The following is a 240-nucleotide window of genomic DNA, read 5'->3' as shown; positions in this document are numbered from 1 at the left end:
CCGAGGAAATGGTCAAGTCGGACCGGCCCGAGCTGGGCGCCGCCAAGATCATCGTCTCCGGCGGTCGCGCCCTGGGCTCGGCGGACGAGTTTCATGCCGTGATGGAGCCGCTCGCCGACAAGCTGGGCGCCGCCATCGGCGCCTCGCGCGCGGCGGTCGACGCCGGCTATGCGCCCAACGACTATCAGGTCGGTCAGACCGGCAAGGTGGTCGCCCCGGCGCTCTACATCGCCATCGGCA

General features: G+C 70.8%; 1 protein-coding gene. It reads left to right on the top strand.

Annotated features, from left to right (window positions below; translation table 11 throughout):
• Positions 1-240: FAD-binding protein (locus tag RYX56_RS26815; protein WP_317124462.1), on the top strand; the 240-nt coding region annotated here is incomplete at both ends.

This window comes from Alkalihalophilus lindianensis, from assembly GCF_032843265.1.
GTDB classification, from domain to species: Bacteria; Bacillota; Bacilli; order Bacillales; family Bacillaceae_D; genus Alkalihalophilus; species Alkalihalophilus lindianensis.
The sequence above is the reverse complement of the archived record's forward strand: the minus strand, read 5'-3'. Positions and strand labels throughout refer to the sequence as shown.